The organism is Acinetobacter guillouiae, from assembly GCF_002370525.2.
Taxonomy (GTDB): domain Bacteria; phylum Pseudomonadota; class Gammaproteobacteria; order Pseudomonadales; family Moraxellaceae; genus Acinetobacter; species Acinetobacter guillouiae.
Genome location: NZ_AP014630.1, coordinates 2,516,286 through 2,542,682, shown reverse-complemented (window position 1 = coordinate 2,542,682; position 26,397 = coordinate 2,516,286). Strand labels below are relative to the sequence as shown.

Annotated in this window: 21 protein-coding genes; 11 read left to right on the top strand and 10 right to left on the bottom strand. The window is 37.8% G+C overall.

All coding sequences use genetic code 11. From position 1 onward, the window contains the following. The first annotated feature begins 31 nt into the window (after positions 1–31). A complete protein-coding gene (locus AS4_RS11760) occupies positions 32–193 on the top strand; it encodes a hypothetical protein (protein ID WP_227548068.1) in 162 nt (53 codons plus the stop codon). Between the two features lie 137 nt (positions 194–330). Here the strand turns inward: AS4_RS11760 and AS4_RS11755 are convergent, their stop codons facing one another. Beyond that, entirely contained in the window at positions 331–666 is a 336-nt protein-coding gene (locus tag AS4_RS11755; protein ID WP_004821903.1) for a hypothetical protein, read from the bottom strand. 109 nt (positions 667–775) lie between these two features. Next, complete coding sequence (locus AS4_RS11750) at positions 776–2,074, bottom strand: MFS transporter (RefSeq protein ID WP_096734273.1); 1,299 nt, start codon at positions 2,072–2,074, stop codon at positions 776–778. A 591-nt stretch (positions 2,075–2,665) separates the two neighbouring features. Here AS4_RS11750 and AS4_RS11745 point away from each other — a divergent pair. The 4 genes from AS4_RS11745 (at position 2,666) to AS4_RS11730 (ending at position 9,712) form a co-directional block, all read left to right on the top strand. Next, on the top strand, positions 2,666–5,506 hold the full coding sequence (locus AS4_RS11745; protein ID WP_096734272.1) for a type VI secretion system Vgr family protein: 2,841 nt from the start codon (positions 2,666–2,668) through the stop codon (positions 5,504–5,506). Positions 5,507–5,514: 8 nt separating this feature from the next. Continuing rightward, a complete protein-coding gene (locus tag AS4_RS11740; RefSeq protein WP_096734271.1) occupies positions 5,515–7,008 on the top strand; it encodes a hypothetical protein in 1,494 nt (497 codons plus the stop codon). Positions 7,009–7,025: 17 nt separating this feature from the next. Then, complete coding sequence (locus AS4_RS11735; RefSeq protein WP_096734270.1) at positions 7,026–8,174, top strand: hypothetical protein; 1,149 nt, start codon at positions 7,026–7,028, stop codon at positions 8,172–8,174. 173 nt (positions 8,175–8,347) lie between these two features. Beyond that, entirely contained in the window at positions 8,348–9,712 is a 1,365-nt protein-coding gene (locus tag AS4_RS11730; protein WP_227548067.1) for a hypothetical protein, read from the top strand. A gap of 136 nt (positions 9,713–9,848) precedes the next feature. Here the strand turns inward: AS4_RS11730 and benE are convergent, their stop codons facing one another. From benE to catA, 6 genes are all read right to left on the bottom strand, one after another. After that, positions 9,849–11,075, bottom strand: a complete 1,227-nt coding sequence (gene benE / locus AS4_RS11725; RefSeq protein WP_096734269.1) for a benzoate/H(+) symporter BenE — start codon at positions 11,073–11,075, stop codon at positions 9,849–9,851. Positions 11,076–11,135: 60 nt separating this feature from the next. Further along, positions 11,136–11,921 carry a benzoate diol dehydrogenase BenD gene (gene benD / locus AS4_RS11720; protein ID WP_096734268.1) on the bottom strand — a complete coding sequence of 262 codons (786 nt, stop codon included), beginning with the start codon at positions 11,919–11,921 and terminating at the stop codon, positions 11,136–11,138. 27 nt (positions 11,922–11,948) lie between these two features. Further along, positions 11,949–12,965, bottom strand: a complete 1,017-nt coding sequence (gene benC, locus AS4_RS11715; RefSeq protein WP_004719894.1) for a benzoate 1,2-dioxygenase electron transfer component BenC — start codon at positions 12,963–12,965, stop codon at positions 11,949–11,951. A 106-nt stretch (positions 12,966–13,071) separates the two neighbouring features. Next, a complete protein-coding gene (gene benB, locus AS4_RS11710) occupies positions 13,072–13,581 on the bottom strand; it encodes a benzoate 1,2-dioxygenase small subunit (protein ID WP_004821879.1) in 510 nt (169 codons plus the stop codon). Further along, complete coding sequence (gene benA, locus AS4_RS11705) at positions 13,578–14,978, bottom strand: benzoate 1,2-dioxygenase large subunit (protein WP_096734267.1); 1,401 nt, start codon at positions 14,976–14,978, stop codon at positions 13,578–13,580. The genes benB and benA overlap by 4 nt, the downstream gene beginning before the upstream one ends. Positions 14,979–15,060: 82 nt before the next feature. Continuing rightward, a complete protein-coding gene (gene catA / locus AS4_RS11700; RefSeq protein ID WP_004719897.1) occupies positions 15,061–15,981 on the bottom strand; it encodes a catechol 1,2-dioxygenase in 921 nt (306 codons plus the stop codon). Positions 15,982–16,263: 282 nt separating this feature from the next. On the opposite strand from catA, the gene AS4_RS11695 reads away from it, so the two are divergent. The 3 genes from AS4_RS11695 (at position 16,264) to AS4_RS11685 (ending at position 20,400) form a co-directional block, all read left to right on the top strand. Beyond that, a complete protein-coding gene (locus tag AS4_RS11695) occupies positions 16,264–17,190 on the top strand; it encodes a LysR family transcriptional regulator (RefSeq protein WP_004821871.1) in 927 nt (308 codons plus the stop codon). Between the two features lie 462 nt (positions 17,191–17,652). After that, on the top strand, positions 17,653–19,026 hold the full coding sequence (locus tag AS4_RS11690) for an MFS transporter (RefSeq protein ID WP_096734266.1): 1,374 nt from the start codon (positions 17,653–17,655) through the stop codon (positions 19,024–19,026). 108 nt (positions 19,027–19,134) lie between these two features. Next, positions 19,135–20,400: a DcaP family trimeric outer membrane transporter gene (locus tag AS4_RS11685; protein WP_167468945.1), complete on the top strand. Its 1,266-nt coding sequence runs from the start codon at positions 19,135–19,137 to the stop codon at positions 20,398–20,400. A gap of 460 nt (positions 20,401–20,860) precedes the next feature. Here the strand turns inward: AS4_RS11685 and AS4_RS11680 are convergent, their stop codons facing one another. Together AS4_RS11680 and AS4_RS11675 are read right to left on the bottom strand one after the other, a co-directional pair. After that, positions 20,861–21,772, bottom strand: coding sequence for an alpha/beta fold hydrolase (locus AS4_RS11680; protein WP_034615279.1), 912 nt, complete (start codon positions 21,770–21,772; stop codon positions 20,861–20,863). Between the two features lie 8 nt (positions 21,773–21,780). Beyond that, a complete protein-coding gene (locus tag AS4_RS11675) occupies positions 21,781–22,332 on the bottom strand; it encodes a PadR family transcriptional regulator (RefSeq protein WP_096734264.1) in 552 nt (183 codons plus the stop codon). A 168-nt stretch (positions 22,333–22,500) separates the two neighbouring features. Between AS4_RS11675 and AS4_RS11670 the strand changes: the two genes are divergently transcribed. The 3 genes from AS4_RS11670 to AS4_RS11660 all read left to right on the top strand — a co-directional run bounded on the left by AS4_RS11670 (position 22,501) and on the right by AS4_RS11660 (position 26,253). Continuing rightward, complete coding sequence (locus AS4_RS11670) at positions 22,501–24,525, top strand: NADPH-dependent 2,4-dienoyl-CoA reductase (protein ID WP_096734263.1); 2,025 nt, start codon at positions 22,501–22,503, stop codon at positions 24,523–24,525. A 144-nt stretch (positions 24,526–24,669) separates the two neighbouring features. Beyond that, positions 24,670–25,080: a nuclear transport factor 2 family protein gene (locus AS4_RS11665; protein WP_096734262.1), complete on the top strand. Its 411-nt coding sequence runs from the start codon at positions 24,670–24,672 to the stop codon at positions 25,078–25,080. 90 nt (positions 25,081–25,170) lie between these two features. After that, positions 25,171–26,253: a YheT family hydrolase gene (locus tag AS4_RS11660; RefSeq protein WP_096734261.1), complete on the top strand. Its 1,083-nt coding sequence runs from the start codon at positions 25,171–25,173 to the stop codon at positions 26,251–26,253. The last annotated feature ends 144 nt before the right edge of the window (positions 26,254–26,397 follow it).

The following is a 26,397-nucleotide window of genomic DNA, read 5'->3' as shown; positions in this document are numbered from 1 at the left end:
CTCATTATTATGACTATCCTGAAGCAGTTAAATGGTGTCGGCAGCTTATCTACAAGATCCAGAGCATGACCTTGTCAAAGAGGTTTTATATGAGATCATGGGAAATACCAAGCGCAGTATCAAAAAGTATAACCAAACAATTGCCAATATTGCTACTTCAGACATACCTGGACGTCAAGATGTTTTAATTTAGTCAGTTTTACTGATTTATCATTAATACATAAAGTCTAAGAATCTGAAATATGAAAATTTATAGTTTCAAAATAAAGGCATAAAGCGCATGACATTTAGTAGGGGAAGTGGATTCTAATGTCATGATTTATTTTTAAATTATTCAATAAATTTGATTTGTTTAATGAAGTAAAAAGACTCATCTGCACTAGGACCAGCAACTCGATCTGCATTTTTTTCAAATTGAATATCTGCTTGGACCTTTTTTTCAATATATTGCTTTTTTAAAATTTGCCCGCCTGTTTCTTCATCATGGTCAAACCATGGCCCGCACTTTTGATTGCAGTATGCATAAATGGTTTTGCCTTGGGTATTTTTTAACAGCAAGCCGTTGTCATCAACACCACCACCATTGGCCAATATATAGTTTTGTGTTTTGGCATTGGCAAAATGACTGATTGAAATACAGGTAAGAATAAGCAATATTTTTTTCATCTTTTCCTCAAGATTTAATAAGACTTTATTGTATATACGCGGTTATTTTACAACAAATGGCATGTATTAAAAGAAAAGGTCTGTAAAAACAGACCTTAAAATACTGAGCTTAATGATCATGGTGTAAATATTTCGGCTGTTTAGGGAGTTGCATGCTACAGAAAAGACAAATAATCAGCATGACAATCACGTAAACAAAGAAGCTGTTCTCATGACCAAGATCTTTTAACTTTAATGCTACAGCCGGAGCAGAACCACCAAAGATTGCATTACCGACAGCATAGGCAAAACCAACCCCCAAGGCTCGAATATGTGGTGGGAACATTTCTGCTTTAACTAAACCACTAATTGAGGTATAGAAACTGAGTAACATCATTAAGAAGATCAGTAATAAGGTCACGATAAAAGCTGAACCACTAAAGTACGGCATAGCAATGACCATGACAGGATAGATAAAAATGGCACAGCTGCTACTAAAGAGCATCATTGAAGCACGACGACCAATTCGATCTGCCAGCATCCCGAACAAAGGTTGCGCACACATAAATACAAATAGGGCAATGGTCATCATATAGCCGACCGTTTTGTCGGCAAAACCAAGGCTGGTGATATAGGTTTTTGAATATACTGTGATGATATAAAAACACAATGAACCCGCAGAGGTATAACCAACAACCAGTAGGAAAGTATTCCAGTTCTTGCTGAGTAATTCTTTTAAACTGCCTGAACCCTCTTTTGCACTATCATCTTCAGATAAGGTTTCTTTTAAATGTCGACGTGCAAAGAATGAAAGAATGGCAACGGCACCACCAATGACAAATGGAATACGCCAGCCACCATCCATTAATTGTTCTTTAGACATAAGGGCTAACATAATCACGCCTAAAAGGCTTGCTAAAAGTTGTCCACCAGACAGCGTGACGTACTGAAAAGAGGAATAGAATCCTCGTTGACCTTTTAAAGCAACCTCGCTCATATAGGTCGCAACAGTACCATACTCACCACCTACTGAAAGTCCTTGTAACAGACGTACAGCCAATAATAGAAATGGTGCTGCCATACCGACTTGATCATAAGTCGGGAGTGCTGCAAATAAAAATGAACTGATCGCCATTAAGGTAATAGAAATGATCATGGATTTTTTACGTCCATAGGTATCGCCAATCCAGCCAAAGAGCCAACTGCCTATGGGCCGCATGAAAAAACTAGCAGCAAAGACGCCCCACACATAAATTGCTTTTGTGGAGTCATCCATATCTGGAGCGGTTAATGCATGGGTGAAATAGGTTGCAAATGCTGCATAAATATAGAAATCAAACCATTCCACCAAGTTACCAGAAGCAGCCCCAACGATTGCCATGACACGATTACGTTTTTCATGTGGCTGATATATATGTGTTTCAGTCATAAAATATCCTTATTATGCTGCTACGGTTTTTATGTCTTGAAAATGTGAAAAATCAAATTTTTTGCATTTCAAACTGTTTGGATTTTGCATTTTGATTTTAAGATTAAACGATTATACAAATACGGTATTGGTACAAAAAATACACAGCTTAATACAGCTATATCTAAAAATTAATGCACGAATGTTCTTGTTTTAATTTGCGTAATATGAGAATTTATTGGTTAATTGCATATTGTAAAAATGAAAAAAATAAATAATTATCAAACTGGGTTTTAGATAGATTTACTTATGATTTAAGTTAAATGAAAAGAACCATCGAAAAGTATTCGGTATTGTAGTTGAGAAAAAATATCTAATTACGATTGGGTGAAATCACATCAATTCGAATGAGAAAAATTAGAGAGAAAGAAAATATAAGAATATTTTCAAATGACCAAAGGGCAGATTGATTATCGGCATAATTGACTTAACACGTTGAAACAAAATGAGACACAATTTGTCGTTTTAAAAGCGGCTGTAGACAAGCCTGTCTAGACATTTTATTAAGATTTTTAGTATAATTCATCACATTCTAAAATTAAATAATAAACTATGTCTAACAATATTTACACTACTTTAGAGCAACTGGGACTTGGCGCGCAAAAACGTGCGATCCATGTTCTATTTTCAAATTCATCTTTAAATGATCAAGTGTTCCTGCAACGTATTGATGGGACACATACACTTAACTTAGGCCTTAGCCTACAATTAACTTGTCTATCTACATCAGCAAGCATTGCTCTAAAAAGCTTTATTGGTAGTCAAGTGGCCGTGGATATTGTTAATGACAAATCTGAGCTGAATCGAATTTCAGGGATCGTAACCAAAGCCGATGTAGGTGCCAGTGATGGTTCTCTTACAATTTATCGCCTTACAGTTGAAGACCCCACAGCACTTTGGAAATATCGTAGAAACTCCAGAGTGTTTATGAATAAATCTGTTGTTCAAGTTGTGGAGGTTCTATTTCAAGAATGGCGAGAGCGAAGTCCATTGTTTGCTTCAAGCCTGACTTTGGATAAAACTGCCTTAACCAAAGACTATGATGTTCGACCATTCATCATGCAGAGCAATGAGCTCGATTTTGACTTTATGCAACGGTTATTGGCTTCTGAAGGGATAAGTTTCTTAGTCGATGAAGCACAGCATAAAGTTTCTAGTTCTTCAGAGCAGATTCAACCACAGAAACTACGCCTAATCGATCATAATGCGCAATACAAAGCACTAGATCGCCGAAGTATCCGTTTTCACCGTAGCAGTGCTGTAGAAAGACAAGATAGCATAACGGCATTTACTGGTTTACGTTCCATTCAGCCTACGGCTGTACATGTACAAAGATGGCAAGCGGATGCTTTAGAACAAGAAGAAGGTGCAGGTTCAGTTCTTACCAAGCATAAGCATTCAGACAATCAGAATGTGGCAAGTTTAGCTTTAGAACAGGCATTTCATGTCAGTCCTGCATGGATACAGGACTTAAAAGGTGAAGATGGTGTAACCAAATCTGGTCATGTCCAAATTGAAAAGCTCAATGAAAACTTGAGTAAATATTTCGATCTACAAGCCAAAAAATTTACTGCTATTTCTACAGTAAGAGATGCATATGTGGGGTATTGGTTTGAATTTAATGAACATCCTGAAATAGATCAGCATTCAGGTGCAGACAAAGAATTTTTGATCACTTCAAAGACATTCTATAATCAGAACAACTTGCCTAAAGACCTGAATGATCAAGTGACAGCATTACTTAAACAAAGTCATTGGCAATTGAACAATATCATCACCAATAACAAAGATGAACGTCAAGCCAATCAGCTTGTATTGCAACGTCGAAGCATCGACGTCGTTCCTGAATATAACCCACTGCAACAACGACCTACCACACATCCACAACGAGCAAAAGTTGTCGGGATGGATGGCGAGGAAATTCATGTCGATGAATGGGGACGTATCAAAGTACGCTTCTTGTTCACTCGAAATGAAGACCATACCCATGATGGCGGTGCAGGTTCAAATGACAATGATACAGATTCGGCTTGGGTCGATGTACTGACGCCTTGGGCAGGAGAAGGCTATGGTGCACGATTCTTGCCTCGTATTGGAGAAATTGTGGTCATTAATTTCTTTGATGGCAATATCGATCGACCGTATGTCGTGGGGCGAATTCATGAAGCACAACGTCATCCCACCAAATTTGATCATAAAGGCAAATTGCCAGATACTAAAAAATTATCAGGGATAAAAAGTAAGGAATATAAAGGGAGTGGCTACAACCAACTGAGATTTGATGATAGTACAGGACAAATCAGCGTCCAACTGCAAAGTAGTCATTCAGCAAGCCAGCTGAATTTAGGTAATCTCAGTCATCCTAAAGAAACTGACACCAGCGAGGGACGTGGTGAAGGCTTTGAATTGCGTACTGATCAGTGGGGAGCGCTTAGAGCTAAACAAGGCTTATTACTTTCTACCTATTCGCAAGATTCAGCAAGTGGTCATCATCTTGATGCACAAGAAACCAAATCACAACTTGAATCTGGTTTGAATAATTCAAAAGCGTTAAGTGAAGTCGCTAAAAATCAACAAACCGACCCTTTAGAAATTCTAGATGATCTTAAGCAGTTTATTGAACAAATCGAACAGCAAAGCGAAACTAAGGCAAAAGCATTTAAACAAGCTTTAATGATTTTGACTTCACCCAATTCAATCGCCCTTGCAAGCAATGAAGATGTACATCTTTCAGCAGATGGTCAAATTAGTCACAGTGCAGGCGATAGTATTAACCTAAGTACTCAAAAGAACTTGTTAGCTCATGCACAAAGTAAAATCAGTTTGTTTGCAGCACAGGAAGGTGCCAGATTCTACGCAGGTAAAGGCAAGGTCGAAATACAAGCTCAAGGAGATGGGGCTGATTTGATTGCACGTAAAGGGATTCAAATCATTTCAACTGAAGATGCAATCTATATTACCAGTCCTAAAGAGATTAGATTAGTTGCAGATACCTCAGAATTAAGAATCAATGGCTCAGGTGTGTTTGCCACTACTGGTGGTTTGTTTGAGAGTAAGGCGGGGCAGCATAAGTTTGTGAGTGGGGCTAAAGCAAATTTTATTTTACCTCATCTACCAATAACGGATTTAAAACTTGATGATTTAGTATTGGAATATCTACACAGTGATGGAACACCAGTCCAAGGTGCTGATTTTGAAATTCTACTGTCAGATGGCAGCAGAAGAAAAGGAAAATTGGATGAAAAAGGTAAAGCTGTTGTAAAAGCAGTTCCTGCAGGTAAAGCAAAAATCCAATACGGTGAAGATCAAAGTGAAACAGAATATCCACCTCATGAAGTCGATGATTGGTTTCTTCAGAATGAATTGACTTCTTTAGATGAAAAAGAAAAATAGAGAATAATATGATAGTGCAAAATCCTGAAAACCAAGCCTTTTGGAAAAAAATTGCTAGTCGATCTACTGATATTCAACAACAATTTTGGTATGGTGCTGAAAAATTAGCAAAGTATATTCATGATAATCCCGCAAATTACCTTTCGTATCGAGAATATGATACAAGCAAACCTGATCCCAATCTGCCATGGTGGCGTAAAATGGCCTTTTATCAAGGTCAAGCAGCAATTAATGAAGGTGTAACCAGTCACAATACAGCAGTGGCATTAGTTGAAAGTAGTAGTTGGATTTGGGGAATGCTTAAAGGCGACTTTAATAAAAGCCCTACTATGTCACAAGTAATTGTAAGTGGCTTAGTAAGTATGATCCCTTTGGTAGACCAAGTATGTGATATCCGAGATTTAATAGCGAATCTTATAGATCTGTCTGAGGAAAATGGGAAGACAAAAGAAAATTATATGGCTTTAGCCTTAACAGCTTTTGGTGTTATTCCTGAAATTGGTTCTGCAATTAAAACTATTGTAAAAGCAGTAAAAGTAAAGGGAGTAACTAAAATAAGCATAATTAAAACAATGGAAGGTTTTGAAAGTATTTTTACAAAATTAAAAATAAAAAGCCCGTGGGGGAAAAGCCCAGAGACTTGGTTAAGGTCTAAACCATGGAAAACAATGGGAACAAGAGCATTTGATGCCTTAAGGAATTGTATTGATCGATTACTTGAAGCCATAAATGGACTTCTAAAAACAGTAAGTGGCTCACTTAAAAGTTTATTGGAAAAATTTAAAACAGGAATTACTAACGCAAAAAACTCTATAAAAAAATATATAGACGAATTTTGTGAAAATATACAGAACTTGTTTCATAATATATTGCCTCAAAAGCAATTAGGTATGGCAGGAGGGCATGGTCATAATATTCCCACTAATAGATATGAAACAAATGTTCAATCGGGGAAAACAACAAGTTCCACACATCAGCAATCGGAACATACACCTGAAACAAATAAGCCCCCAAAAGATAAAGACCTTAATGATCCATGTATATTAAGACCATACAAACCTGATACGTGTAAACCACTTGGTAAAACGGGGCATCATGTTGTTCCAGATAGATGTTTTAGATTAGGATCAAGAGCTGGGAGTAATAGGAATTCTTTACCAAATGCAATTTCTGAAGCTGATGGACTAGTTATTTGTGTTAATGGCGCAACACCTTCTAGAACGAATGAACATGGAAAGATACATGAGCAATATAGTATTTTTGAGAAAGCACTAAAAGGTGTACATATGCCTGAAGCAACCGCACCTTTAGTTGAAGTTGAAATCGCTGGTTCTAAAGCTGTAGCAACAGTACTAAAAAGATGTAGTTCTGCTAGTTTAGCGGTACAACTTAGAACATATCATGAATTAAAAGGATTAAGTGCAACTTACCGCGTGCGTGTAGATGTAAGTGGAAAAACGGCTAGAAGTTTACCTTCAGGATCTTTTGGATCGATAGAATAATTAAGGAATATTTTTAAATGAGTAGAACACCAATATCTTTTACTTCTGGTTGTGCAATTAGCGCAGATAACTATTATTTGTCTGCAAATATTGATGATTATGATGCTTGGGATCAGTTTACTAAGACATTAATTTATAAACATAAACAATTGGAAAAGTGGCAGGAGCTAGATTTAGATGGTTGGAAAGTACTATCCGTTACTTATCAAAAACGTAACAATCATGCAACTGTAATTTGCCTTGATAAAGAAGGTGATGTTGGTATATTTCAAGAAAATAATAATGAACATCAAAGCATTAGGGAAAAACAAGAAAGCAAAATTTATGGACAGTTCAATCAAATTCGAGTTATCAATAATAATTTATATGTATGTGGTAGTGGAGGACAAGTTTATAAAAATAATAAAAAAAAATGGGGACCAGTAGGACATGGTTTTGAAGAGCAACCACTTGAGGTTTCGCCAAATGATTTTTCATTTTTAGAATATGATGCAGATTTTGGTTTTCAAAAAAATTTATATGATATTAATGGTTTTGATGAAAGTAGTATTTATGTATGTGGCACGAAAGGTGGGAATGGTTTTATTGCATTTTTTGATGGGAATTCATGGGTTGAGATAGATCGTATAACACCTTCAGCTTTGTCTAGCATTACTTTATGCCCTGATAATAAAAACATATTAATTGCTGGAGATTACGGCACATTATTAAAAGGAAATGTAAAGGATGGATTTGAAAATTTAAAAGATATGAGTATCAATTTTGCATTCTATGACGCTATTTATTATAAAGATAATATATATATAGCATCTGAAAATGGATTGTATATTTATAAGAATAGAAAATTTTATTTGGTTCCAGAGTTATCTAATTTAAAAGGCGTTATTTCTGTTGAGGAGAAAGAAGATATTTTATGGGTTCTATCCTATAAAAAATTAATAAGGTATAACGGGTTTTTTTGGGAAGTAATTGATTATCTTGATAATGATAAAATAGAAACTGAATCAATAATTAGTATAAAATCAGGAGATAAGTGCCCTAAATCGGGTTACTGGTTTACAGTCGCCAAAGAAAATTCACGACAATATTTTGAAAAAGGTAATGTATTCCCTAATATTAAGAGCGATTGGGGTGATGTGTATTGGCAGTTTGATGGTGAAGACTAAACTTTTAAATTGGCAAAAACCATCCATAAAAGGATGGTTTTCTTTTTAGTTAGAATAAAATAGTAAAGAATTACATATGATAATTATGCTTAATTTTGAAGTAACTAATTGGAAGTGGTGATGTATTATAATATTCAGCGTATTCATACTCTAAAATCTGAAGGATAAAACTCATGATTAGTTTTATCTGTTTCTTAATGGGATTACTTAGTTTTTCTCACTTTAGTGCACTCACAATATTAGTTTTTAGCTTAATCACTCTCTACTTCTATCGAGTATGTTATTACTTTAACTTTCAAAAACTTCAAATTTACTCATCATATCTTTATGGTGGATTGAGCACAGGGTTAATTTTAAGATTAGGTATTTATTTTTGGTTAAGTAAAAACTATGTATTACTGATGATTATCCTACCAATAATCGGGGTTCTCCTGATTGTGGTTTATGAAGAATTATTTAAAAAACATTATTCTCTTAGTCTTATTGTTTTTGGGGAAAGTGAAGAGCTTTGTACTAAAAAACCAGAGATTAAAAATGATTGTGCGAAAGTATATTGGCAATTGAGGGACAAAAAACCAAATCCAAGCAGTTTTTATACCTTTAGTCCGAAAGAAGCCTATTTGCTTGAACAATTTAGCGCTTTGCATTTTTTTGAAATTTTACGTAATAATCATCGTCAATTTTTAGATGGTTTAGAGGAGTTATTTGAAATATATATGCATAATCTTCCTTATAACTTAAGAGATTTTCCTTTACCTGAACGTGCAGATATTAATTGGGGTGGTACAGTTTTACCAAACTTTAGGTCCACGATGGATCGGATAGAATATGCCTATATAAAAATAAAATCAGGTGATTTTACTTATCTAAATTGTGTGGGGGAAATTCGTTCGAATGACAAAGGTCTAAGTGAATTTTCTCCACATTGGATGGATGATCTACCTAACGATAAAGTACGACAATGTTGGGATTATTATTCAATCACAAATCGATATGCCTCAATTATTAGAAATTCTTACCCAAAAAATTGGGATATGGGTTTTCTTGAAGCCGAATTTCCAGAAGCAGCTATATTTCAAGGAATTGATGTTGATTTACCAAACTCTTATCCAATATATCGGATAAATTTTGAAATAACCGTTAAATCTAATGAGAAAGTAAAAAAGACTGGGATTTATATTTGTGAAGAAGATAAGAAGCGGATTGAGTTTATGGCTTCAAGCAAAGAAGAGGATAGAGGGTGGGGAAGTGTAGTACCAATTGGGGTGGATCCAGACACATATGAAACATTGTATGCTGAAGTGAATTGGATATTAGTTGAAAGAATTGCTGATGAAGGTGGTTCAGATAATTCTTTGGATGTTGAAAATATAAAGGCCTTATCAAGCCAAAGTTGCCCAAGATCAGGATATTGGTGGAGTCCAGCAAACAAATCTCAATCTCGTTATTTTGAACAAGGAGAAATTTTTCCAAAAATTGAAAATAGTGATTGGGGTGAAACGATTTGGTATTTAGAAATCACCAATAAACTACAGTAAAATACTTTAAGATTTAACTGCAAGAAATGGCGCTTTCATAAAGTGAAACTTGGTTATATCCCACAATATGTCATGATAGAAAAATCCCATCGGGCTGCATGGGATTTTATGCTGGTCGTGAAGTGAATATGTTGGTTTATTGACTTTGCGGTGAGTCTTGTACTGGAGTTGGAATGGTAGCCTTTGATTGTTGTTGAGTTAAAATCAAGTGTGCGATCATGCCAATACAAATTCCCCAGAAAACCGAACTAAATCCTAAAAAATGCATACCTGATACAGTGGCAAGAAAAGTAATGATGGCAGCATCTCGTTGTGTTTCATCTTTCATTGCAATACCAAGATTGGTGGTAATCGCTCCGAGTAAGGCCAATCCAGCAAGTGCCGCAATCAACTCTTTGGGAAGTATGCTAAATAGCATCACCAAACTGCCTGCAAATAATCCTCCTAAAATATAGAAGATGCCATTGGCAATACCTGCGATATAGCGTTTTTCTTTCAATTCATGCGAATCTTTACCCGTGCAAAGTGCAGCAGTAATCGCTGCTAACACAATGGTGATTCCACCAGTAAACGCTACAGCAATAGAGGTGATACTGGCTATGCTTAAAATCGGTTTAGCAGGTGTGTTGTAATGATTCAGTTTGAGAATTGCCATACCCGGCAAGAACTGACCCGTTAAACTGACAATTGTAAGTGGAATTGCAAGGTTCAATGTAGAAGACCAGGTCCATTCTGGACTGATCAGAACAGGAACTGCCAATGAAAAATCCATTGGTACTGGATTGATTTTTCCAAAGATAAAACTGAGCGCAATCCCTGAAAATAATACCCAAATTATGGCATAGCGAGGTGAAAAGCGTTTTGCCAGTAAAAAACAGATCAGCATACCAAAAACCACATAGGGCATTGTGTCGGTAGCTTTAAACAGACCTAAACCAAACTGGAACAGAATTCCGGCCATCATTCCTGCTGCCAGCCCTTGTGGTATCCATTTTAAAAGTTTGTCAAAAGAACCAGTAATCCCAATGATAAAAATAATGATTGCAGAAGTAATATAGGCTGCAACGACTTCATTGAGAGAAATATGCGGAAATAAAGCCACCAAGAGCGCCGTTCCCGGTGCTGACCATGCGGTAATAATCGGTGTTTTAAACTTAATGGATAAAATGATTCCAGTGATTGCTGCACCAATAGAGCTCCCCCAGATCCATGATGCCATCATGGTTGAGGAAACATTGGCTTGTTGAGCGGCCTGAAAAAAAATGATCATTGGTCCTGCATAAGAAATCAGTACAGCTAAAAATCCTGCAACTGTCGCTGACAAAGACCAATCTTGTTTTAATGTTTTGAACAGGGATGCCATTGGGCAAAGCCTCCATGCATTGAATTTCAATGATCCTGCTACATAAAAAGGAGACCAGTTTTAACCCTGATCACCACCACCTACAGGAACAATAGTACCTGTCATATAAGAGGATTCATCAGACGCAAGAAATAATATTGCATTGACTTGTTCCTGAATCGAACCATAACGGCCCATAAAAGTACGATCAATGGTTTGATCTACCACATCTTGCATCCATTGTTTTTCATTTTCGGTCAATGCCGTAGTATTGCGCGGGACTTTACGTGGCGGTGCTTCTGTACCGCCAGTTGCAACAGCATTAACCCGGATACCATCTTTGGCATGTTCAAATGCAAGTGCTGTAGTTAGACCATTTACACCACCTTTTGAGGCTGAATAGGGCACTCGATGAATACCGCATGTTGCAATAGAGGATACATTAACAATGGTACCTTTTTGATTTTTGATCATTTCGGGCAGGACTGCTCGACAACACCATAAGGTTGGAAATAGTGAGCGATGCACTTCTTTGATAATTTCTTCTTCAGAAAACGCTTGAAACGGTTTCATCCAAATTGCACCACCGACATTGTTAATCAAAATATCAACACGGTTATAGTGTTCAATGGCTTTAGCAACGACAGCTTGAGCACCCGCTAAAGTTTCCAGATCTGCATTGACGGTTATTGCATCACCGCCAGTTTTGTTAATTTCAACAAGCACGTCTTCGACATATTCTGAACGATCGGCCATAACCATATGCGCACCTTCCGCTGCCACTTGTAGGGCGATACCACGACCAATACCTTGTGCGGCACCGGTAACAATGACAACTTTATTTTTAAATCTTTGGCGATCTGACATTCTTCTCAGCTCCTGAACAGTACGATTTTAGTTTGCAGAGAATTTCTCAAATAAGAAGTTTGCCGGTTTAATCCCTTCAGTATCCAACCAGCCTCGAACAGCTTCAACCATAGGAACAGGGCCACATAAATAAACATCGACGTCACCGCCATTTAACCAGTCATTGTCAATATGACCTGTCACATAACCTTTGCGTTCATGTGTTGATTCAGCATGTGCAACGACTGTGCGGTATTCAAACCATGGCAGTTTATTTTGCAGTTCATTGAGCTTTTCAAGTGCCACAAGGTCAAAGTCATTGGTCACACCAAATACTAAACGTACAGGGTGTTGTGAGCCTTTGTCTTCAAGCACTTGTAACATCGACATAAATGGTGCAATACCTGTACCGCCTGCCAACATAACGACAGGGCGAACTACATTACGAAGGTAAAAACTTCCAAATGGACCAGTAAAGGTCATTTTGTCGCCCGCTTTGGCATTTGCACTTAAAAAGTCACTCATCTTTCCATTTGGAACATTACGTACCACAAAGCCTGTTAAGCGATTTCCGGGTTTTGAACTGAATGAATAAGAGCGCGTTTCAGTGGTCTGTGGAATTGCCACATTGACATACTGACCTGCAAGAAAATGAATATCGGGCTGACCTTCATCTAATTGAATATCGAAAGTGATGGTGGAATCAGAGAGCTTTTCTACACGAGATAATGTGCCTTGAAATGCATGAATTTCGGTTTTGCATACTTCAGATGAAGCTTGAATCTGGAATACTGCGTCAGAAGAAGGTCTACATTGGCAGGCCAAGATATAGCCTTGTTCAGCCTCTTCTGGTGTTAAAGCATCTTCAATATAACTTTCTTCAGGCATGTCAAACGAACCAGATTCACAAAAAGCACGACATGTACCGCAAGCACCATCACGGCAATCTAAAGGAATATTGATTTTCTGGCGATATGCTGCATCAGATAAAGTTTCACCTTGTGTAACTGAGATAAAACGCGTTACGCCATCTTCAAATTGAAGAGCAACATTGTGGTTTGACATGGCTGAAAATCCTATAAAAATCTTTAAAACTTTTGAGTGCTTTAGCCAACTTTCCATTTGGCTAAAGCAAACACCTCTAATTTTTTACACAACACGAGATAAAAAATTAGAGGTGGTAAATATCGATGACTTGGTTGATGTAGTCATTTTTTAACACCACATATTTATTGAGAATCTGTGGTTGAGTAGCAGAAAAGTCGATGACATAACGAGACATACCAAAGTAGCTATAACTGTTTTTGTAACGAAAACTCAGCGTATTCCAGTTAAAGCGGACTGTGACTTTGTCACCATCTCTTTCGATAATTTCAATATTGCTAATATTGTGGCAAGTGCGTGTATCAGGCATGGTTGCTGAAGAACGTTCAGTTTTAATCCGGAAAACACGGTCTTCCAAACCTTGACGGTCAGGGTAATAAATCAAGGAAATTTCAGACTGAGGATCTTCGGTTAAACGATCATCATCATCCCAAGCAGGCATCCAAAAACATGCCGAGGGTGAGTAGCAGGCCAGCCATTGATCCCATTGTTCATCATCTAAAAAGCGTGCTTCGCGGTAGAGAAATTGCGCAATATTTTCTAAAGAAACTTGATCGATGTTTGCTGTTGCATTCATGCTGTTGCTCCTTGCTGAGATGTTTCTTGTTGAGCAAGATTTTTTTCAGATTGAATGGCATGTTTCATCATTTCTAACCAGTATTGATGTTGGGCGAGGTATAAGCCTTCATCTTCTGTTTTAATACCACTCAGCTTAGGTTTTAAACCAATTTCATTGGCCGCATCATCAGGTCCTTGAATCCAGTGTTTTGAACCACGGCACATGTCATTCCATTCAAGCTCAATACCAGCATAACCGGCTTGACAGGCGCGGAATTCTTCAAGGTCATCAGGAGTTGCCATGCCGGAAGCATTAAAGAAATCTTCGTATTGGCGAATACGTCGTGCACGTGCTTCAGGGCTTTCACCTACAGGTGCAATACAGTAAATCGTCACTTCAGTTTTATTAACTGAAATTGGACGTAATACACGAATCTGCGAACCAAATTGATCCATGAAATAGACATTTGGGTAAAGGCATAAGTTACGTGAACGTTCGATCATCCATTTCGACATTGGCGCACCGAATTTTTCAGTATACTCATCAGCTTTTGGATAATTAGGACGATCTTCAGGGTTTGCCCATTGAGTCCATAACAGCATATGTCCATGCTCAAAACCGTATGAACCGCCGCCTTGTTTGCCCCAAGCACCTGCACTCATTGCACGGACATTGTCATTTTCTTGCTGTTTTTCTTTACGTTGCTGTGTGGTCGCAGCATAGTTCCAATGTACAGCCGAAACGTGATAACCATCTGCACCATTTTCAGCAGTCAGCTTCCAGTTGCCTTCATAGGTATAGGTTGAAGCACCACGTAAAACTTCTAAGCCTTGCTCAGATTGATCAACAATCATGTCAATGATCTTGGTTGTTTCACCTAAAAACTCTTCTAAACTTGGTACATCTGGATTTAAACTGCCAAATAAGAAACCTTTATAGCTTTCAAAACGTGCTACTTTTTTCAGGTCATGTGAACCTTCTTTATTGAAGCAGTCTGAATAACCAGCATCGCTTGGATCTTTAACTTTGAGTAGTTTCCCAGAGTTATTAAATGTCCATCCATGGAATGGGCATGTATAAGTCGCTTTATTACCACGCTTATGCCGACAAAGCTGTGCACCACGATGTGAACACGCGTTGATCATGGCATTTAATTCACCATTGCGATTACGCGCAATCATAATGGGCTGACGCCCCATAGTGGTGGTGTAATAATCGTTGTTATTTGGAATTTGGCTTTCATGTGCCAAGTAAACCCAGTTGCCTTCAAAGATGTATTTCATTTCTAGGTCAAAAAGGGCTTGATCTGTGAAAACAGAACGATGAAGTTTAAATTCACCCGTTTCAAAATTATCGACTAAGAGTTCGTCAATTCGATCAAGATGGCTGGTATTTATAACAGGAATACGTGGCATATGGGTTCTCCGACTTTCCAAATGAGAGGAAGTCCCCGAAGTGCTGCAATAGTGCAAACATTTCGGTTCCGTGCGTGTGGGTTTAAGCGCTTGCGCGACGACGATCTACTTCTGTAGATGGTGCTTTAGATTGTTCTTTTACCAGTGCTACATTGAATGAAATGCGTTTAAATGGTTTGTTGAGACCACGACGAGCAATTTCAGCTTCATCACTGATATCAATAGCTGTTGCCACTAAGCCATCACGTGTTGCAAAAGCAAAATCATCCCAAAGGTATTGATCACCTTCGATGTTGAATTGTGTGGTTAATTTGCGATAGCCGGGTGCAGATACGAAATAATGCACATGAGATGGGCGGTTACCATGGCGGCCTAATTTGTTCAGTACAAACTGAGTCGTCCCTTGTGGTGGACAGCCATAGCCAACGGGCATAGTTGTTTGTGCAACATACTGACCATTGCTATCAGTCAATATGCTACGGCGTAGATTAAAATCTGACTGTGATTTATCAAAGAAAGAGTAATTACCTAAACTGTTGGCATGCCAAATTTCAACTTTAGCATTTGGGATAAGATTGCCATCTGTGTCTGTTACTGTACCTTCAATAAATAGGGTGTCGATTTTATCGCTCTCTGAACCATCGTCCATGCGAGAAAAGCCGACGGACTCAGGCGCACCAGCGACATATAATGGACCTTCAATGGTACGTGGTGTGCCACCTGTGATACCTGCTTTAGCATCTGCTTCATCAGCACGTAAATCCAAATAATGTTCCAAACCTAAACCCGCTGCTAAAAGACCAAGTTCATTGGCTTGACCTGCATCGGTAAAATATTCTAGGCCTTTCCATAATTCACTTTGTGAAATGTCTAAATCTTCAATGGCTTGAAACAAGTCAGCTAATAAACGGACCACTACTTGTTGTACACGTGTATCGACTGCACCTGTTGCAGTGTCCACATTCATTTGTTTGACCAAAGTATCGATTTCTTGACGGTTCATACTAGATCTCCTGCAGTATGCGTGGTTTGGCATTGCATACGAAAAAAATCGTTTGAAACTTTGCTGCCCACTTTCCATGTTTTTCATATGCGAGATTTAAAGATTGGACTGATCAAAGTGATTCATTGGGCTAACAGAATGAGATTCTTTGGCTGGCTGTGAATATCAAAAGTTTTACAGTCTTGCTTTACATCTTGCTTTTGATATACCTTAAAAGAATGAATGATCGCTGTCTAAGATCAAATTTGCATTTTTTTATATCTTAAAGGTATGGAGTTTGAGATGGAACTCAGGCATTTGCGCTATTTTGTTGCTGTTGTAGAAGAACAAAGTTTTACCAAAGCAGCAGAAAAGCTTTATATTGCTCAGCCTCCACTGAGCAGACAGATTCAAAACCTTGAAGGTGAATTGGGTATCGCGCTTTTTGAACGTGGAAGCCGTCCGTTAAAAACCACAGAAGCGGGACAATTTTTTTATCAACACGCTGTTAAACTTTTGTCTAATGCCGAAGAAGTAAAGTCTATGACCAAGCGAATTGGCTTGATCGAAAAAACCGTAACCATGGGTTTTGTGGGTTCTTTATTGTATGGTTTATTACCCAAAATCGTTTATATGTTCCGTCAACAGCAGCCACATTTAAAAATTGAGCTGATTGAAATGAGTACCAAAGATCAAATTCAGGCGCTTAAAGAAGGGCGTATCGATGTTGGATTTGGGCGTTTAAGAATTTCTGATCCTGCCATTAGGCGAGTTTTGTTACGAGAGGAGCCGTTAATGTTGGCTGTCCATATCAGTCATCATCTCGCTACAGATTCTAAAGGCACTTATTTTGCCGATATTGAAGATGAGAACTTATTCCTTTACCCAAGTCACCCTAAGCCTAATTTTTCCACTCAAGTACGTCATCTGTTTTCCGAGCATGGCCTAGATCCTAAAAATCTAAAAGAAGTCCGAGAAATTCAACTGGCTTTGGGATTAGTTGCTGCTGGTGAAGGCGTTTGTATTGTGCCTGAGAGTGCAAAAACCATTCAATTGCCGAATTTAATCTATATCCCATTGTTAGATAGCTCTGCAAAAAGTCCAATTTTTATGGCAATACGTTGTATGGATGAAAGTGAAAATATTCGGTCTTTATTTGATTGTATTTATCAGGTTTATGATTTAGAAGGCTTTCAATATGATCGTGCGAGCTTTACGACGATATATTAGGCTTGTTTCCTAAGTTCTTTTTAAAATCATAAATCAACATAAAATCCCCCTCATCCTAGCCTTCTCCCCCCAAGGGAGAAGGGACTTTGAATACTAATTTTATTCACTTCATATGATCATTTTTTCGATTTATGAAAAATCCATTAAGTTCAATCATTAAATAAAAAGTTATTTATAGATGTTATTTTATGTGAAAAGTAACATATTGAAAAATCAGAAAAAGTCGATTGATTTGTTCTGATACTCTAAAAATATCGAGATAATTATTAAAATAAAAAATAAATCATTGAAAATATAAAGCCCGATTTCTTTATTAATTATTTTTAATCCCTTGTTTATTCAATAAAAAATATTAAACCGACTTTTAAGGTATGGATATATATTCAATCGGTTTTGGACAAAAAATAACAGCTGCCTCATTGTTTGAAAAAATTTCGTAGCGTTTCACCGCAGGAGGCAAAAGTGCAAACGAGCAAACTAAATATTAATCGCATCGTGGATGAAGCAAAATTCACCCCTTTTCATTGGGGCGTTCTATTGTGGTGTTTATTAATTATTATTTTTGATGGATATGATCTGGTTATTTATGGCGTAGCTTTACCTTTATTGATGCAAGAGTGGGGATTAACTGCTGTACAAGCAGGCTTGCTAGCCAGTACAGCACTTTTTGGCATGATGTTTGGTGCAATGAGTTTTGGAACACTGTCTGATAAGTTGGGCCGTAAAAAAACCATCATGATTTGTGTGGCTATTTTTAGTGGATTTACTTTTCTCGGTGCATTTGCATCAACACCCGTTGAATTTGGAATTCTCAGATTTTTAGCAGGACTTGGTATTGGTGGTGTGATGCCGAACGTGGTGGCTTTAATGACTGAGTATGCGCCTAAACGTATACGTAGCACACTGGTCGCTGTTATGTTTAGTGGCTATGCCATTGGTGGTATGAGCTCTGCCTTACTGGGTGCTTGGTTGGTGGTCGATTATGGTTGGAAAATCATGTTTTATATCGCCATTATCCCATTCTTGGCTTTACCCCTTATTTGGAAGTTTTTACCTGAATCATTGATGTTTCTAACTCACCAAGGCAAGACCGATCAAGTACGAGAAGTGGTACAGAAAATTGCACCACAGCAACAGATTCATGCATCGACTCAATTTGAATTAAATGAAGTCACTGCTGGTGATGAAGCACCGTTACGTGCATTGTTTCAGCAAGGTCGCCGATCAAGCACAGTAATGTTCTGGATTGCTTTCTTTATGTGTTTATTGATGGTTTATGCACTCGGAAGTTGGTTGCCTAAACTAATGATCCAAGCAGGCTATTCACTGGGTGCAAGTATGATCTTCTTATTTGCATTAAATATTGGTGGCATGGTTGGTGCAATTGGTGGTGGTGCTTTGGCGGATAAATTTCATATTAAACCCGTATTGACCATAATGTTTACGGTTGGTGCGATTGCGCTCATTTTCCTTGGTTTTAAAAGCCCACAATTCATTCTCTATACCTTGATTGCAATTGCTGGTGCAGCAACCATTGGTTCACAAATTTTACTCTATACCTTTGTTGCACAATTTTATCCAGCAACAGTACGTTCTACAGGTATGGGGTGGGCATCAGGCATTGGACGAATTGGTGCCATTGTTGGACCAGTCTTAACAGGTGCATTGTTGACCCTAGAGTTACCTCACCAAATGAATTTTCTTGTGATTGCTGTCCCAGGATTTATTGCAGCACTAGCGATATTCTTTGTGAATTTAAATGCTTCAGTGGAAAAAACTCAAACGGCCGAAGCGCCAACAGCTCAGAAAAATATTGTTGGAAATACAATTAACTAAGTTCGTAAACCAAACTCACGCACAAACTGACTTGGTATTTCAGCCTGAATCATGAGGATTAAGGCTGGTTCAAAATAATCAATCGTAGAGAATAGGATGCTTTCTACAATGAAAAAATTTAACTACAACATCATTTTGGTGTCAATGGGATTACTTAGCCTAAATATGGCGCATGCAGATTCGATGACAGAAGTTGAACAGTTACGTAATGAAGTTAAACAATTACGTGAAATGATTGAACAACAGCAACACGTGCAAAATAAGCAAATTGTGGCATTGGAAAATAATGTTAAAGCGGCACAGGTTGTATCGCAGGCAAAAGATCAAACCTTTGCACGAACAAAAGCTGGTGCAGAAGTAACACTATATGGGAATATCCGTGCGGATCTATTGTATCAGTCTGAAGGTGGAAGTGCCGATCGACTTTATAATCAGATCAATAGCGTACCGCTTAAAGGCCATAATGAAAGTAGTGATCAATTAAAATCAACACTTGCCGCGACTCGTTTAGGTTTAGATTTTAAAACTGCTGACAAAGATATTTCAGGAAAAATAGAAGTTGATTTCTTGGGTGCGAATGATGGACTTAGAATTCGCCATGCCTATTTTAATTATGGTCAATGGTTGATTGGTCAAACATGGTCTAACTTTGCAGTGCCTGATTATATGCCAGAAACAATTGATGCTTTGGGTTATGTGGGGGGCGCTGTTAAACGAGATGCACAAATTCGTTATACCCATAAATTTAATGCAGAAACACAGCTGGTAACGGCTTTGGAAGATTCCAAAGATGCCTTATCGAATATGCGGATCCCGGTTTTATCAACTCGACTAAATCAATCATTTGCTGATCGGGCGGGTGTATTGAGTTTGCGAGGCATGGTTAGTGAAAAGAGAACAGTTGCTGATAATGAACTCGCTTGGGGTGTTGGACTTGGAGCAAAATACGACATTTCTGCAAAAACCACCCTTAAAGCAGATTATTATCATGTTAAAGGTGATTCCAGTTTAGTGTCATGGACGAACCAAGGCTTTGCTATAGATGCCAATAAAAATATCATGGCGCTGAATCAATTTGACTCAATCACTGTGGGGGTGACGCAACAGTTTAACTCACAATGGCGAGGAACATTGGGATATGGCTATATGAAAGCGGATGAAAATCAGGATTATATTCGATATTTGAGTGATCCGACCAAAGCCAATAAAACACTTTGGCAAGCTTGGGCCAATGTATTTTATAGCCCGAAAAAGCCGTTAAGTTTTGGTCTGGAATATGTTTATGGTGAGCGTAAAGCCTTTGTTGCAGCGCCTAATGGACAGGATACAGGTGAGGACAATCGTTTTAATGCAGTTGCGATCTATAATTTTTGATAAATACTTCTATTTAGTCTTCTTGCGAAAGTAGAGTTTTAGAGGATATTAAAATGAGGTGAAGTCTTTAAAAAAATATGAAATTTACACTATTCTATAAACGTTAATTCATATGGTGATAAAGTTTGTACAGCCATACCTTGCATTTAAAGTTTAATTATATTTGCGTAGGCGATGCCTCCCTTTTCAGGGATGAAAAGGGACAAAAATCCTCTGTTGGGTGAGAGGTACGTCCTGTACCCCCACCCAACGGCGACATCCATGTCGCCTCACGATAGAATGACCATGTATGGTTCAATAATGTATAAAGCTGTTTAATTTATATGATGATCAATATATGGATTGGTATTAAATAACGACTTTAAAAGCGTTTTTTAAAGATAACATGAGTAATTTGATAAAAAACCTCTTTTAATTTGATTTAAACGAGGTTTTTTATATTGTTCGTTATTCGTTTAAATTAAGCGGATTCTTTTAAAAATAAACGGATTGCTTGGCTAAATTTCACGGGTTCTGTAATAAGCGGCGTATGCCCTGAACGTTTAAAAATAATATTTTTCGCATTGGCTAAACTGTCAGAAATTTGCATTTGACCTTCAGCAGGATAGAGTGATGACTTTTCCCCAATAAAGAATGTAGTCGGACATTCCAATTGTGAAATTGCCTGACGATAATCTTCATCATGGTTGAGATAATTATCGATATACCAAGTTAAATAATCCATTCGACGGATAGGTAATAAATGTTTTTGTAATTGAGGATGTTTAAGCGCCAAATTAAACATAAATGGGCTTAATTTATTACTGCCTTGAATTTTAATAAAATTTAACCAAATTTGAATCAGTTCAGTTCGTGGTTCAATCGGTAATTCATCAACAAAACGATAGTTTGAATATTGATGTAAAAAATCAGAGAAGTCTTTTAGCAATCTTTTAATTTTAAAATACTTTTTCCCAAATAAACCAAATTCCCATGTTTCATCCGTTGGAATTTTAGGGGTTTGATCAATGTGTAGATAAGCTTTGAGTTTTTCAGCCAAATTGCCATATTGCATCCCATGCATGGCAGTGGTTGCTCCCATGGAATAACCCATAAGAATAAAATGATCTAAATTTAACTGGTCAATTAAGCTTTCAAGATCACGCCAATGGTTGCTAATCGCATCGATTTCTTGAGGGATCTTACAGGTTCTAGAGCCACCAAAGCCACGCCAATCTGGGATATAAAATTTATAATGTTTAATATTAGGCAGTAAAAAGGGAAGCCATTGCCAACTATGCATACCTAAACCAGACAGAACCAGTACAGGTTCACCCTGACCAATTTCACGAACAAATAATTTTTCGCCATCTGGCATTGTATAGTGTGGCATGCAGTTTCCTATGAATTCTCTTTATTCTCAAACGCTTTAAGCTGTGGGATGACTTGGTCGAGCCAATTGATCCAGCCCATTTCTAAGTCTATACCCAATTGTAAAATCATTTTGTGAATATATAAAGTTCGATCCAGTTGCTCGATTTGTTCAAAATCTTTGGAAAAAATCTGGCGGTATAGTTTTAAATTTTCACGATGTAATTCTAAATGACGCTCAAGTTCAGGTAAAACAGAATTTCCACCAAATTGTGCTTCTGCTCGTAAGCGAACCATAATTTCTTCACGAAGCTGGGCAGGTTGCCCTTGTTTGACCATCCAGTCAGCCAGTTCGACCCGTCCAAGTTGCTCAACTTGATAGGTTTTTTTTCGGCCATGATCAGACTGATCTTCAAGGGTGGAAATCCAGCCTTTCTTTTGCATGCCGTTAAGTTCACGGTAGATTTGTTGATGCGTTGCATTCCAGAAGAATCCCATAGATCGGTCAAAGCGTCGCGCCAATTCAAAACCTGTACTTGGCTTCTCTATTAGACTGGTCAATAAAACATGGGCTAATGACATTGTGTAATATCACATCAACAAAATGAATATAAAGTCATTATGCAACATGTTGCATAAAAATCAAAACTCGATTATAAATACCCACACTATGCAACTTGTTGCATTAAACAGATATGAAGTGTCATTTAACAGATTGATAGCTAGCGAAAGCACGCCAAGGGAGTTCACATGTCTAATTATCCGCATTTACTTGCGCCTTTAGATTTAGGCTTTACCACATTAAAAAACCGTGTATTGATGGGTTCAATGCATGTTGGACTAGAAGAAGTTCAAGGTGGATATGAACGTATGGCTGCATTTTATGCAGAACGTGCAGCAGGTGGTGTTGGTTTAATTGTGACGGGTGGTATCTCACCCAATGATCATGGGGTAACATTCTTTGGTGGTTCAAAACTGGATCATTTAGAAGAAGCAGAAAAACATAAAGTCATTACCAAAGCTGTGCATGATGCTGGCGGTAAAATTGCACTGCAAATTTTACATACAGGTCGTTACTCGTATCAGCCTGAAAATGTTGCACCATCTGCGATACAAGCGCCAATCAATCCAACTAAACCGCATGCTTTAACTTCAGCAGAAGTTCATCAAACCATTGCAGACTTTGCCAATTGTGCAAAATTGTCACAAATCGCAGGCTATGATGGTGTGGAAATCATGGGATCAGAAGGTTATCTGATCAATGAGTTTATTGCTGCACGTACCAATCACCGTGATGATGAATGGGGCGGAAGTTATGAAAATCGTATCCGGTTCCCGATTGAAATTGTCAGAAGAACACGTCAGGAAGTCGGCGAAAACTTCATCATTATCTACCGTTTATCCATGCTGGATTTGGTTGAGGGCGGTTCTACACTTGAAGAAGTGATTCAACTTGCCAAAGAAATTGAAAAAGCTGGTGCAACCATTATTAATACTGGAATTGGCTGGCACGAAGCACGGATTCCAACCATTGCCACCAAAGTACCGCGTGCCGCATTTACTTGGGTGACTAAAAAATTAAAAGGCACTGTTAAAGTTCCTTTAATCACCTCGAATCGTATCAATACGCCTGAAATGGCTGAGCATGTCTTGGCTCAAGGCGATGCCGATATTATTTCGATGGCGCGCCCAATGCTTGCAGATTCGCATTTTGTATTGAAAGCTGAACAAGGTCGTGCTGATGAGATCAATACCTGTATCGGTTGTAACCAAGCTTGCTTAGATCATATTTTTTCAATGAAAATTGCAACGTGTTTGGTCAATCCTCGTGCATGTTATGAAACCGAACTTATTTTTAAAGAATCGCCAGTTGCTAAAAATATTGCTGTGATTGGGGCAGGTCCAGCGGGACTTAGTTTTGCAACATATGCAGCTGATCGTGGACACAAAGTTACAATCTTTGAAGCATCTAATCAGATTGGTGGTCAGTTTAATATTGCAAAAACCATTCCTGGCAAAGAAGAGTTCTATGAAACTTTACGTTATTTTAAACGTAAAATTGAATTACAACCAAATATCAAACTGGTACTTAACCACACTGCAAGCTATGAAGAATTAGCGACAGGTGATTTTGATGATGTTGTGGTGGCTACAGGTGTAACGCCTCGCCATTTAAATATTGAAGGAATCGATCATCCAAAAGTTTTGTCATATATCGAGGTTTTACGTGAGCGTAAACCTGTCGGTAAGAAAGTAGCAATTATTGGTGCAGGCGGTATTGGTTTTGATACTGCTGAATATCTTTCCCATGAAGGCGAGAGTGGCAGCTTAAATCCACAAAAATTCTATGATGAATGGGGAATTGATACATCCTATGAACATGTGGGTGGCTTGAAACAACCTGAGATCGAACAATCTCCTCGTGAAATCTACTTACTGCAACGTAAAGCCAAATCTGTTGGTGCTGGTTTAGGCAAAACAACAGGTTGGATTCATCGTACAGGTTTAAAACATCGTCATGTCAATATGATTCCTGGCGCAAGTTACGACAAGATTGATGATCAGGGCTTACATATTACGGTTGGCGACAAAACTATGATTTTAGATGTCGACAATGTGGTGATTTGTGCAGGCCAAGAACCCTATACAGCAATGTTTGATCAACTCCAAGCTGATGGGAAATCTGTACATTTGATTGGTGGTGCGAAAGAAGCGGGTGAGTTAGATGCAAAGCGTGCAATTCGCCAAGGCGCTGAATTGGCAGCTGTGATTTAAAAAGGATAAACGCTGTTTGAACTCCTTCTCTTTAAGCTATATGTAGTGTGAAGCATGCTGCGAGAGAAGGGACTTCATGACTGAATTTTGAAGAAAATTACTGGAAACGAATTCAAATTATTTCAAATTAAAGGGATATAAAAAATGAGTTATACAAATACCAAGCCTGCAATCCAAAAATGGCACAACATGTTGGAAAGTCGAGACATGAGTCTTTTAAATGAATTACTGGCAGACAATGTGGTTTTTCGTTCACCTGTGGCTTATAACCCCTATGAAGGTAAGCAAGTGGTCTTTTTCATTTTAAGCAATGTGATTCAAATTTTTGAAAACTTTACTTACCATCGAGAATTTTTTACAGAAGATGAGCAAAGTGTTGTTTTAGAATTTTCTGCCAATGTGGGTGAAAAGAAATTAAAAGGGATTGATATGATTCGTTTTAATGAACAGGGTCAAATTGTTGATTTTGAAGTGATGATTCGACCAAAAAGTGGTTTAGAAGCATTGGCTGCTCAAATGGGACAACGTATGGCCAGCTTTATACCTAAAGCCTAATTGGGTATATACTGTAATAAATAAAATTAAGCGTGAAAAATTTCTTAATTTTTAAAATGATGATGAGTGATAAAAGAGTTGAGGTGGAAAATGTCTGTATTACATAAGTTTACTGAGATTAGCCAAGATTTATTGGATCAAGTGACAGGTGCTGAATTACCAAAGCTGTATTTTAATCAGCAAGGAAAAATGTCTGAGATTATCAAGAAATTGCCTCAACTACAGGATAAATATCGTCCTACGCCATGGCTCAGCAATAGCCATGCTCACCTGTTATATTTTGATTTAATTAAGAAAAAATCCGTTAAGCTGGACTATGATCGAATTGATCAGCTGACCATGCAAGATGGCGGTGTTACGGCAATTGCTTGGTATGGCTACGATTTACCACAACAAACCCCAACCATCGTGATTATGCATACGATTACAGGCACACCTGACAGTATGCGTGAATTGGTCAAAGATCTACATGAATATACGGGATGGCGTATTGCATTATGTTTGCGCCGTGGGCATGCGGGTTTACCTATGCCTGTTCCTCTAATGTCGATTTTTGGTTCAACTTCTGATTTAAAGGAGCAATTGGCTTCGATTCAAAACACATTTCCACAATCTGATCTTTATGCAGTTGGTTCTTCCGCTGGTACAGGCCTACTTGTGCGTTATCTTGGTGAACAAGGCTTAGATACACCTTTTAAAGCTGCTTTTGCCATGTGCCCTGGTTATGATACTGAGCTAGGATTTCAAAATGTGCATCCTTTTTACACCAAAGTCATGACCAAAAAATTGTTTAAGGCATTTATTAAGCCTTATGAGCAAACCTGGACACCATTACATTCTGTACAAAATGTTTTACAAACGAAAACCTTACAAGAGTTTCAAACGGAATATTTTGAAATGGCTGGTTTTTCAGATTATGAAAGCTACTCAAAAGGCACCAATCCAATTTATGTATTTGAAAATGTTAAAATTCCATTAATGATTCTAAACTCAGAAGATGATCCTGTATGTTCAATCAAGAATTTAGAACCGTTTAAAGAAACCATTCAAAATATGGATAATGTTGTGGTGGTGACAACCAAAAAGGGCAGTCATTGTGGTTTTTATGAAGGTCTTAATACCAAATCTTGGGCTTCTCGTTTAATGGCTGACTTTTTAAGACAGTATTCATGATGATACGCAGTATCAATAAATATCTCTTTAAGTTAAAAAACTGACAGATCAAACTATTATCATTAGATCTGTCAGTTTTAATTGCTCAACTGGGGCGTTTTATTGATCCTAAGTTGGTAGGTCAAGGTAAATATTAAAAATAAA

Bases quoted from the DNA above. Each gene is read 5' to 3' on its own strand.
- AS4_RS11680 (WP_034615279.1), bottom strand. From the start codon at position 21,772: ATGCCACACTATACAATGCCAGATGGCGAAAAATTATTTGTTCGTGAA.
- AS4_RS11760 (WP_227548068.1), top strand. From the start codon at position 32: ATGGTGTCGGCAGCTTATCTACAAGATCCAGAGCATGACCTTGTCAAA.
- benE (WP_096734269.1), bottom strand. From the start codon at position 11,075: ATGGCATCCCTGTTCAAAACATTAAAACAAGATTGGTCTTTGTCAGCG.
- AS4_RS11740 (WP_096734271.1), top strand. From the start codon at position 5,515: ATGATAGTGCAAAATCCTGAAAACCAAGCCTTTTGGAAAAAAATTGCT.
- AS4_RS11675 (WP_096734264.1), bottom strand. From the start codon at position 22,332: ATGTCATTAGCCCATGTTTTATTGACCAGTCTAATAGAGAAGCCAAGT.
- benD (WP_096734268.1), bottom strand. From the start codon at position 11,921: ATGTCAGATCGCCAAAGATTTAAAAATAAAGTTGTCATTGTTACCGGT.
- AS4_RS11730 (WP_227548067.1), top strand. From the start codon at position 8,348: ATGATTAGTTTTATCTGTTTCTTAATGGGATTACTTAGTTTTTCTCAC.
- AS4_RS11755 (WP_004821903.1), bottom strand. From the start codon at position 666: ATGAAAAAAATATTGCTTATTCTTACCTGTATTTCAATCAGTCATTTT.
- AS4_RS11670 (WP_096734263.1), top strand. From the start codon at position 22,501: ATGTCTAATTATCCGCATTTACTTGCGCCTTTAGATTTAGGCTTTACC.
- benC (WP_004719894.1), bottom strand. From the start codon at position 12,965: ATGTCAAACCACAATGTTGCTCTTCAATTTGAAGATGGCGTAACGCGT.
- AS4_RS11665 (WP_096734262.1), top strand. From the start codon at position 24,670: ATGAGTTATACAAATACCAAGCCTGCAATCCAAAAATGGCACAACATG.
- catA (WP_004719897.1), bottom strand. From the start codon at position 15,981: ATGAACCGTCAAGAAATCGATACTTTGGTCAAACAAATGAATGTGGAC.
- benB (WP_004821879.1), bottom strand. From the start codon at position 13,581: ATGAATGCAACAGCAAACATCGATCAAGTTTCTTTAGAAAATATTGCG.
- AS4_RS11735 (WP_096734270.1), top strand. From the start codon at position 7,026: ATGAGTAGAACACCAATATCTTTTACTTCTGGTTGTGCAATTAGCGCA.
- AS4_RS11695 (WP_004821871.1), top strand. From the start codon at position 16,264: ATGGAACTCAGGCATTTGCGCTATTTTGTTGCTGTTGTAGAAGAACAA.
- benA (WP_096734267.1), bottom strand. From the start codon at position 14,978: ATGCCACGTATTCCTGTTATAAATACCAGCCATCTTGATCGAATTGAC.
- AS4_RS11660 (WP_096734261.1), top strand. From the start codon at position 25,171: ATGTCTGTATTACATAAGTTTACTGAGATTAGCCAAGATTTATTGGAT.
- AS4_RS11750 (WP_096734273.1), bottom strand. From the start codon at position 2,074: ATGACTGAAACACATATATATCAGCCACATGAAAAACGTAATCGTGTC.
- AS4_RS11745 (WP_096734272.1), top strand. From the start codon at position 2,666: ATGTCTAACAATATTTACACTACTTTAGAGCAACTGGGACTTGGCGCG.
- AS4_RS11685 (WP_167468945.1), top strand. From the start codon at position 19,135: ATGAAAAAATTTAACTACAACATCATTTTGGTGTCAATGGGATTACTT.